Origin of the sequence: Streptomyces sp. ISL-36 (assembly GCF_018614205.1) — a bacterium.
Classification (GTDB): Bacteria; Actinomycetota; Actinomycetes; order Streptomycetales; family Streptomycetaceae; genus Streptomyces.
The window spans coordinates 25,675-34,402 of sequence record NZ_JAGGOS010000160.1 but is presented as its reverse complement, the minus strand read 5'-3'; the positions used below and the strand labels follow the sequence as shown (position 1 = coordinate 34,402).

General features: G+C 73.1%; 7 protein-coding genes. 2 read left to right on the top strand and 5 right to left on the bottom strand.

All coding sequences use genetic code 11. From position 1 onward, the window contains the following. Positions 1–90: 90 nt before the first annotated feature. Genes J7E93_RS32920 through pdhA form a run of 3 tightly spaced genes read right to left on the bottom strand, consistent with a single transcriptional unit; the run spans position 91 to position 3,739 of the window. A complete protein-coding gene (locus J7E93_RS32920) occupies positions 91–1,554 on the bottom strand; it encodes a dihydrolipoamide acetyltransferase family protein (RefSeq protein WP_215073703.1) in 1,464 nt (487 codons plus the stop codon). Continuing rightward, complete coding sequence (locus J7E93_RS32915) at positions 1,554–2,579, bottom strand: alpha-ketoacid dehydrogenase subunit beta (protein WP_215073702.1); 1,026 nt, start codon at positions 2,577–2,579, stop codon at positions 1,554–1,556. Before J7E93_RS32915 ends, J7E93_RS32920 begins: the two co-directional genes overlap by 1 nt. After that, complete coding sequence (gene pdhA / locus J7E93_RS32910; RefSeq protein ID WP_215073701.1) at positions 2,579–3,739, bottom strand: pyruvate dehydrogenase (acetyl-transferring) E1 component subunit alpha; 1,161 nt, start codon at positions 3,737–3,739, stop codon at positions 2,579–2,581. The genes J7E93_RS32915 and pdhA overlap by 1 nt, the downstream gene beginning before the upstream one ends. A 179-nt stretch (positions 3,740–3,918) precedes the next feature. Here pdhA and J7E93_RS32905 point away from each other — a divergent pair, with 179 nt between their 5' ends. After that, positions 3,919–4,566, top strand: a complete 648-nt coding sequence (locus J7E93_RS32905; RefSeq protein ID WP_215073700.1) for an Lrp/AsnC family transcriptional regulator — start codon at positions 3,919–3,921, stop codon at positions 4,564–4,566. 51 nt (positions 4,567–4,617) lie between these two features. Here the strand turns inward: J7E93_RS32905 and J7E93_RS32900 are convergent, their stop codons facing one another. Together J7E93_RS32900 and J7E93_RS32895 are read right to left on the bottom strand one after the other, a co-directional pair. Next, entirely contained in the window at positions 4,618–5,211 is a 594-nt protein-coding gene (locus tag J7E93_RS32900) for a TetR/AcrR family transcriptional regulator (protein ID WP_215073699.1), read from the bottom strand. Continuing rightward, the gene (locus J7E93_RS32895; RefSeq protein ID WP_215073698.1) at positions 5,208–6,824 is read right to left on the bottom strand and encodes a 3-hydroxyacyl-CoA dehydrogenase; all 1,617 of its coding nucleotides are present in this window, start codon (positions 6,822–6,824) and stop codon (positions 5,208–5,210) included. The genes J7E93_RS32900 and J7E93_RS32895 overlap by 4 nt, the downstream gene beginning before the upstream one ends. A gap of 170 nt (positions 6,825–6,994) precedes the next feature. On the opposite strand from J7E93_RS32895, the gene paaN reads away from it, so the two are divergent. Further along, positions 6,995–8,689 carry a phenylacetic acid degradation protein PaaN gene (gene paaN / locus J7E93_RS32890; RefSeq protein WP_215073697.1) on the top strand — a complete coding sequence of 565 codons (1,695 nt, stop codon included), beginning with the start codon at positions 6,995–6,997 and terminating at the stop codon, positions 8,687–8,689. Positions 8,690–8,728: the final 39 nt, after the last annotated feature.

The window sequence follows — 8,728 nt, the reverse complement described above, 5'->3', positions numbered from 1 at the left end:
CCCGCGGGCCGGCCGGGCGCCCCGCGACGGGGGCAGCCCGCCGGATGCGGGCCGGCCCCCTGGTCCCGGCCCCCTGGCCCGGCCGTGGTGTCAGAGCGTGCGGAGCAGGACCGCGGGGTGCTCGACACAGTCCGCGACGTAACGGAGGAAGCCGCCCGCCGTCCCGCCGTCGCAGACCCGGTGATCGAAGGTCAGCGAGAGCTGGACGACCTGGCGGACGGCCAGTTCTCCCTCGTGGACCCATGGCTTGGGGATGATCCGGCCGACCCCGAGCATCGCCGCCTCCGGGTGGTTGATGATCGGCGTGGAACCGTCGACCCCGAACACCCCGTAGTTGTTCAGCGTGAACGTCCCGCCCGTCAGGTCCGCCGGCGTCAGCGTCCCCTGCCGCGCCGACTCCGTCAGTCGGGCGAACTCCGCCGTCAGCGACTCCGCCGTCCGCGTGCCCGCGTCCCGGACCACCGGGACGACCAGGCCACGCTCGGTCTGGGCCGCGAACCCGAGGTGCACGGACGGCAGCCGGACGATCTCCCGGGCGGCCATGTCCACCGTGGAGTTGAGCTCCGGGTAGCGGGCGAGCGCGTGGGTGCAGATCCGGGCGAGCAGCGCGAGGAGCGAGATCTTCGGTCCGCCGGCAGCGTTCATAGCGGCCCGCGCCGCCATGAGCTCGGTCGCGTCGGCGTCGACCCAGCAGGTCGCGTCCGGGATCTCCGTACGGCTGCGCGAGAGCTTGTCGGCGACGGCGCCACGAACTCCCCGCAGGGGAATCCGCTCACCGGCGCCCGCGGCCGCGGCCATCGGCATCGGCATCGGCGTCGACACGGGTGCGGGTACGGTCGGCGTCCGGGCGGCGACCACGGCCCGCTCCACGTCGGCACGCAGGATCAGCCCGTCGGGGCCCGACCCCCGTACCTCCCGCAGATCGAGCCCCTTCTCGCGGGCCAGCTTCCGAACGAGCGGCGAGATCACCGGCACGGGGCCTGGATGAGCCACCACGGCGGGGGCCGCGACGGACGTGGTGGACGCGACCGTGTGCGTGGCGGGCTGCGTCGCGCCGGCAAGCCCGCGCGGCGATCCCGCCCCGGCACCCACCGGTGTGCCCGACACCGCGTCCGAGGTCCGGACGGGCCCCGCCGGTACGGCGGGGTTGTCGCGGCGCACGCGGCGGCGTCGCGCCGCCGGGCCGGCCGTGCCGTATCCGACGAGGACGTTGCCGGAATACTCCGCCGACTCCGCGGTCCCGGCATCCGCGGCGGGACCGCCGGAGGCCGTCGTGCCGCCGGAGGCGACCGGTCCCGGCGCCCCGGACCCACCCACGGCGACCGTAAGAAGCGGGGCGCCGACGGGCAGTTCGGTCCCCTCGTCGCCGAAGCGGGCGGTCACCACACCCCCGTAGGGGCAGGGCACCTCGACCATCGCCTTGGCGGTCTCGACCTCGACGACCGGCTGGTCGATGGCGACGACATCGCCGACGTTCACCAGCCAGCGCACGATCTCCGCCTCGGTCAGCCCCTCGCCGAGGTCGGGCAGCTTGAACTCGAGCACCTGGGCCATCAGCTCCCCGCCTCCCACTGCAGCCGCGCCACCGCGTCGAGCACCCGGTCCACGCCCGGCAGATGGTGCCGCTCCAGCATCGGCGGCGGGTACGGGATGTCGAACCCGGCGACCCGTAGCACCGGGGCCTCCAGGTGGTGGAAGCAGCGCTCGGTCACGCGCGCCGCGATCTCTCCGCCGGGGCCGCCGAAACCGGCCGACTCGTGGACGACGACCGCTCGCCCGGTGCGCCGCACCGACGCGCAGACCGTCTCGTCGTCGAACGGCACCAGCGAGCGCAGATCGACCACCTCCAGGTCCCAGCCCTCCGCCCGCGCGGCCTCGGCCGCCTCCAGGCAGACCGGCACGGACGGCCCGTACGTGATCAGCGTGGCGCTGGTCCCGCTGCGCCGCACGACGGCCTTGCCGATCGGCTCCACCGGGGTGGGCGCCTCGGGCGACCAGTCGGCCTTCGACCAGTACAGCCGCTTGGGCTCCAGGAAGACGACCGGGTCGTCGGAGGCGATCGCCGCCCGCAGCAGCCCGTACGCGTCCTCGACCGTGGCCGGGGTGACGACATGGAGCCCCGGAGTCGCCATGTAGTACGCCTCGGAGGAGTCGCTGTGGTGCTCGACGCCGCCGATTCCGCCGCCGTACGGCACGCGGACGACCAGCGGCATCGGCATCGCGCCGCGCGTACGGTTCCGCATCCGCGACACATGGCTGATCAGCTGCTCGAACGCCGGGTAGGCGAAGGCGTCGAACTGCATCTCGACGACCGGCCGCAGCCCGTACATCGCCATGCCGACCGCGGTGCCGAGAATGCCGGCCTCGGCCAGCGGCGTGTCCGTGCAGCGGTCCTCGCCGAACTCCTTGGCGAGGCCGTCCGTGACCCGGAAGACACCGCCGAGCGTGCCGACGTCCTCGCCCATCACATGAACGGTCGGGTCCTCGGCCATCGCGTCGCGCATGGCCCGCTGCAGGGCCTGCGCCATGGTGGCGGGCTTGGCCGGCTTGGCGGGCCTGGCGGCCACGTCGGTCGTCATCACGCCTCGCTCTCGGCGTCGAGTTCGGCCCGCAGCTGCGCGGCCTGCTCGCGCAGTTGGGTGGTCTGCTCGGCGTAGACGTGCGCGAACAGGTCCATGGGGTCGAGCACGGGGTCGGCGTTCATCCGCTCGCGCAGCGCCGCCGCCATCGTCTCCGCGGCCTCGGCCGCCGCCCGCTTCCCGTCCTCGTCGAGGATTCCGCGCTGCGTCAGTTCCCGCTCCAGGAGCAGGATCGGGTCGTGCGCCCGCCAGGCCTCGACCTCGCTGTCGCCTCGGTAGCGCGTGGCGTCGTCGGCGTTGGTGTGGGCGTCGATGCGGTAGGTGACGGCCTCGACCAGCGTCGGTCCGCCGCCCCTCCGCGCGCGTGCCATGGCCTCGGTCAGGACCTGGTGGACGGCGACGGCGTCGTTGCCGTCGACGAGCCGGCCCGGCATGCCGTATCCGACGGCCTTGTGGGCCAGGGAGGGGGCCGCGGTCTGCTTGGCGAGCGGAACGGAGATCGCGAAGCCGTTGTTCTGGACCAGGAAGACCACGGGGGCCTGCCAGACCGCGGCGAAGTTCAGCGCCTCGTGGAAGTCGCCCTCGCTGGTGCCGCCGTCGCCGACCATGGCCAGGGCGACCACGTCGTCGCCCTTGAGCCGGGCGGCGTGGGCCAGACCCACCGCGTGCGGCAGCTGGGTGGCGAGCGGGGTGGACAGCGGTGCCACACGGTGCTCACGCGGGTCGTACCCGGTGTGCCAGTCGCCGCGCAGCAGCGTGAGGGCCTGGACCGGGTCGAGGCCGCGGGCGACGGCGGCGAGCGTGTCGCGGTACGAGGGGAACAGCCAGTCCCGGTCCTCCAGGGCCAGTGCGGCCGCGACCTCGCTCGCCTCCTGGCCGGTGGTGGACGGGTACACGGCGAGGCGGCCCTGCTTGGTCAGGGCGGTGGCCTGCGCGTTGTACCTCCGGCCGCGCACCAGTTCCGCGTAGAGCCGCCGCAGCAGCTCGGGGTCGGCGGAGGCCACCGCGTCCGTGCCGAGAACCCGGAACGGCTCGGCGTCGGGCAGCAGCGGGGCGGGGTCGGTGCGGGGCTTCCACGCCGGAGGCGGGGTGGGCCGGTAGGCAGGGGCGGCAGCGGGCGGCTCTTGGACTGTCGAACTGCGCTGTTGCAACGAGTCCACCTCCTCGTGGGAGCGGGCATAAGACCCGAAGGCGGGTGGCGCGAATGTGTGGCGCGCCTCACCTACCGATTGTTCGGTCGTGGAGGCATTTTGGCTACAGGCACCCTCAGCCTGTGGACAATCGGTTCTCCACAGCCTGGGATAGGAGCATGTCGTCCATGGGAGAGAGGCGGGGGGACATGGCGGATGAACAAATGGCCGACGGCCGGGAGCGGGGTCTGCCGCAGGGCCCGAACGCGGCGCCCGGTCCTGCCCTGAACGCGGTGCAGGGCCCTGGCCCGAACGGGGCGCCGGGTGGTCCCGGTCCGAACGCGGCGCCGGGTCCCGGTCCGAACGCGGCGCCGGGTGTCGTGCCCGGCACTGCGCTGACGGGATCGGCGGCGCGCCCGCTGGACGCCATCGACCGCGACATCCTCCGTATCCTGCAGACGGACGGCCGTGCCTCGATACGCTCGGTCGCCGAGCGGGTCCATGTGTCGCGGGCGAACGCCTACGCGCGGATCAACCGGCTCATCGACGACGGGGTGATCCGCGGCTTCAGCGCACGCGTCAACCACGAGCGCGCCGGGCAGGGCGCCTCGGCCTACATCACGCTCAAGATCGTGCAGAACTCCTGGCGGACCGTCCGCGAGCAGCTCCAGGCCCTGCCCGGAGCCGCGCACATCGCCCTGGTCAGCGGAGACTTCGACGTCCTGCTCCTGGTCCACACGCCGGACAACCGGACGCTGCGCGAGCTGGTGCTCACCAAGCTCCAGTCGATCCCCGAGGTGCTCTCCACCCGCACGCTGCTGGTCTTCGAGGAGACGGACCTGGATCCGGGCCACTGAGCGGCTCGGCGGCCGAGGGTTCGTCGGCCGGACCCGGCCGCCAAGGGCCCCTCAGCGGGCGGTGCGCAGCCCGTCGAAGGCGAGGTGGACGACGGTGTCGGCGAGCTGCTCGCGATCCGCGTTCGCTCCCGGATGCGGCCGGTACCACTCGACCAGCGAGTTGATCATGCCGAAGAGCAGCCGGGTGGCCAGCTTGATGTCCACATCGGCCCGCAGGTCCCCGTCGGCCACGGCCGCCTTCAACAGCTCGGCCACCTTCTGGTCGAACTCCCGGCGGCGCTCCAGCGCCCACCGTTCGGTGCCGGTGTTCCCTCGCACCCGCAGCAGCAGCGTCACGTACGGGAGCTCCGCCATCAGCACCTCGACGGTGCGCCGGGTCACGTACTCGACCCGCTCGATGGCCCGCCCGTGCCCCGCGCCCGGCTCGTCGAGGATCGCGAAGAGCCCGTCGAGGGCGCGGCTGACGGCGCGCCGCAGCAGCTCCTCCTTGCCCGCGACATGGTGGTAGATCGAGGATTTCGAGATCCCGGCGGCCTTGGAGAGGTGCTCCATGGACGTGCCGTCGTAGCCGCGCTCGTTGAAGACCCGCACGGCGACGGAGAGCAGCGTCTCCGGGGTGTACGTGTCGCGCTTCGCGGTGGTCATGACGCGGAGCCCTCCCCGGCGGTGGCCTGCTCCGCCTCGGCCTGCGCGGCGGTGGCCTGCTCGGCGGCGACGCGCCGGCGCAGCGCCTGGGAGGGGGCGTAGCGGCCCGTGGGGTACTCCTCGTGGAGGTTCGAGAGCGTCTCGAGCACCCACCCGGCGCCCAGCGCCTCACCCCAGGCGAGCGGCCCGCGCGGGTAGTTCACGCCGAGCCGCATCGCGGTGTCGAGGTCGTCGGCGTCCGCCACCGCGCGCGCGGCGGCGTCGTACGCGAAGTCGGCGAGCATCGTGACCGTGCGGGCGACGATCATCCCGGGTACGTCGCGGATGACGCTGACCTTCTTGCCGGCGGCCTGGAACAGCCCGATCGCCTCGCGGAGGGCGTCTTCCTCCACCGTGGAGGAGGGCGCCAGCACGATCCGCTCGCAGGCGCGGAAGTCGAGCGCCAGGTCGAAGTGGATGACCGGCATCTCGGCGTCGTCGGCCGCGGTCCCGTCGGCGAGGAAGAGCCGGGTGCCGCTCGGCAGCTCGATCCATCCCGGGTAGCCGGGCACGGCGTCGTCGGCGAAGTCGACCGCGACTCCCGCTTCCTCGATCACCTGCGCGAGGTCCCGGGCCTGGTACAGATCGCCCTGGACGGTGACCGAGGCCGGCGGCTCGGCCGGCGGAGCGGTGTGCGGCTCGGGGGCCGGTGCGCCCTCCCCGTACGGGAACCAGCCGTGGCCCGACTTGCGGCCGAGCCGCGCGGACTCGACCAGGCGCCGCTGGGCGAGGGACGGGGTGAACTTGGGGTCCTGGTAGAAGGATTCCCACACCGAGCGGGTGACGGCCTCGTTCACGTCCTGGCCGATGAGGTCGGTGAGCTCGAAGGGGCCCATACGGAAGCCGCCGCACTCGCGCAGGGCCGCGTCGATGGTGGCGGGGTCGGCCGCGCCCTCCTCGTAGACCCGCAGGGCCTCCGCGTAGAAGGGCCGGGCTATGCGGTTGACGATGAAGCCGGGGGTGTCGGCGCAGCGCACCGGTGTCTTGCCCCAGCTCTTCGCGGTGGCGTACGCGCGCGTGGCGGCGGACGGGTCCGTGGCGAAGCCGCTGACGACCTCGACGAGCGGGAGCAGCGGGGCCGGGTTGAAGAAGTGCAGCCCGACGAACCGGCCGGGCAGCCGCAGCGCTCCCGCGATGGCGGTGACCGAGAGGGAGGAGGTGTTGGTGGCGAGGAGGGTGTCGTCGCCGACGATCTTCTCCAGCTCGGCGAAGAGACGCTGCTTGACCGGGAGGTCCTCGACGATCGCCTCGACGACGAGCGCGGCGTCGGCCAGCTCCGCCAGGTCGGCCGCGGCATGCAGCCGGGCCACGGCGCCGTCGCGCGCGGCCCCGTCCATCCGCCCCTTCTCGACCAGGCGGTCCAGGCGGGCGGCGAGGGCGGTCACGGCCTCCTCGGCCCGGCCGGGGGCGCTGTCGTAGAGCCGTACGGGATGTCCGGCGACCAGGGCGACCTGGGCGATGCCCTGGCCCATGGTTCCCGTGCCGACGACGGCGACGGTACGGCTCCGGTCGACGGGCTCGGCCCCGGCCTCCGGCTCGGCGGCCGGTCCGGCGTCGCTCACATTGGCGGTCATACGACTGATCCTCCCCGATGGGTTGTCCACAGCTTCGACAGACCCCCTTGTCCCGACCGATCGTTCGGTTACTCTAACTCTGTCCGCCTGTCCCTGCCCACCCGTCTCCCACCCGTTGTGGAGCGCTACGCGCGCCGAACGATCGAGCTCGACGAGGAGTTGGTCCCGCAATGGCCGCCGCTCAGCTGACCACCGACGCCCTGGCCGAGAAGCACCGGTCCACACTCGACCAGGCTCTCGACACCATCCGCACCCGTGCCTACTGGTCGCCGCATCCCGAGCACCCGAAGGCCTACGGCGAGAACGGCTCGCTGGACGCCGCCGCGGGCCTCGACGCGTACAAGTCCCTGCTCGACGGGCGCTTCGAACTGGACCAGCCCGGCACGGACGGATGGACCGGTGGCGAGATCTCGCCCTACGGCCCCGCTCTGGGCGTGGAGTACCCGCACGCCGACATCGACGTCCTGCTGCCCGCGATGCGCGCCGGCATGAGCGCCTGGCGCGACGCCGGCCCCGAGGTGCGCGCCCTGGTCTGCCTGGAGATCCTCGCCCGGATCTCCGCCCGCACCCACGAATTCGCGCACGCGGTCATGCACACCAGCGGCCAGGCCTTCATGATGGCGTTCCAGGCCGGCGGCCCGCACGCCCAGGACCGTGGGCTCGAGGCGGTGGCGTACGCGTACGCCGAGCAGACCCGCACCCCCGCGGGCGCGGACTGGTCCAAGCCCCAGGGCAAGCGTGACCCGCTGCGGCTGGCCAAGGACTTCACCCCCGTCGCCCGCGGCATCGCGCTGGTGATCGGCTGCAACACCTTCCCGACCTGGAACGGCTATCCGGGCCTGTTCGCCTCCCTGGCCACCGGCAACCCCGTCCTGGTCAAGCCGCACCCGCGCGCCGTCCTCCCCCTGGCGCTCACCGTCCGCGTCGCCCGTGAGGTCCTCGCCGAGGCCGGTTTCGACCCGAATCTGGTCGCGCTGGCCGTCGAGCGGCCCGGCGAGGGCATCGCCAAGACCCTGGCCGTCCGCCCCGAGATCCGGATCATCGACTACACCGGCTCCACCGCCTTCGGCGACTGGCTGGAGACCCACGCCCGCCAGGCCCAGGTCTACACGGAGAAGGCGGGCGTCAACACGGTGGTCGTCGACTCCACCGACGACTACAAGGGCATGCTGTCCAACCTGGCGTTCTCCCTCTCGCTCTACAGCGGCCAGATGTGCACGACCCCGCAGAACCTGCTGATCCCCCGCGACGGCATCACCACGGACGCCGGCCCCAAGTCGTACGACGAGGTGGTCGCCGATCTCGCCGCCGCGGTCGGCGGTCTCCTCGGCGACGACGCCCGGGCGAACGCGCTGCTCGGCGCCCTGGTGAACCCCGATGTGAAGGCGCGTCTGGAGGCCGCGGCCGGCCTCGGCGAGGTGGCGCTCGCCTCCCGCGAGGTGGCGAACCCGGACTTCCCCGACGCCGTCGTGCGCACCCCGGTCATCGTGAAGCTCGACGGCTCCAAGCCGGACGACGAGGCCGCGTACTTCTCCGAGTGCTTCGGCCCGGTCTCCTTCGCCGTCTCCGTCGACTCAGCCGCCGACGCGCTGGAGCTGCTGCGCCGCACGGTCCGCGAGAAGGGCGCGATGACGGTCGGCGCGTACACGACGTCGGCCGAGACCGAGCGCGCCGTGGAGGAGGTCTGTCTGGAGGAGTCGGCCCAGCTCTCGCTGAACCTGACGGGCGGGGTCTACGTCAACCAGACGGCCGCGTTCTCCGACTTCCACGGCTCCGGCGGCAACCCGGCCGCGAACGCGGCGCTGTGCGACGGAGCCTTCGTCGCCAACCGCTTCCGGGTGGTGGAGGTCCGCCGCCAGGCATGAGCCAGGGCGCTCGCGGGGGCCCTGGGCCCCGCGAGCACT

Bases quoted from the DNA above. Each gene is read 5' to 3' on its own strand.
- J7E93_RS32915 (WP_215073702.1), bottom strand. From the start codon at position 2,579: ATGACGACCGACGTGGCCGCCAGGCCCGCCAAGCCGGCCAAGCCCGCC.
- J7E93_RS32905 (WP_215073700.1), top strand. From the start codon at position 3,919: ATGGCGGATGAACAAATGGCCGACGGCCGGGAGCGGGGTCTGCCGCAG.
- J7E93_RS32920 (WP_215073703.1), bottom strand. From the start codon at position 1,554: ATGGCCCAGGTGCTCGAGTTCAAGCTGCCCGACCTCGGCGAGGGGCTG.
- J7E93_RS32900 (WP_215073699.1), bottom strand. From the start codon at position 5,211: ATGACCACCGCGAAGCGCGACACGTACACCCCGGAGACGCTGCTCTCC.
- J7E93_RS32895 (WP_215073698.1), bottom strand. From the start codon at position 6,824: ATGACCGCCAATGTGAGCGACGCCGGACCGGCCGCCGAGCCGGAGGCC.
- paaN (WP_215073697.1), top strand. From the start codon at position 6,995: ATGGCCGCCGCTCAGCTGACCACCGACGCCCTGGCCGAGAAGCACCGG.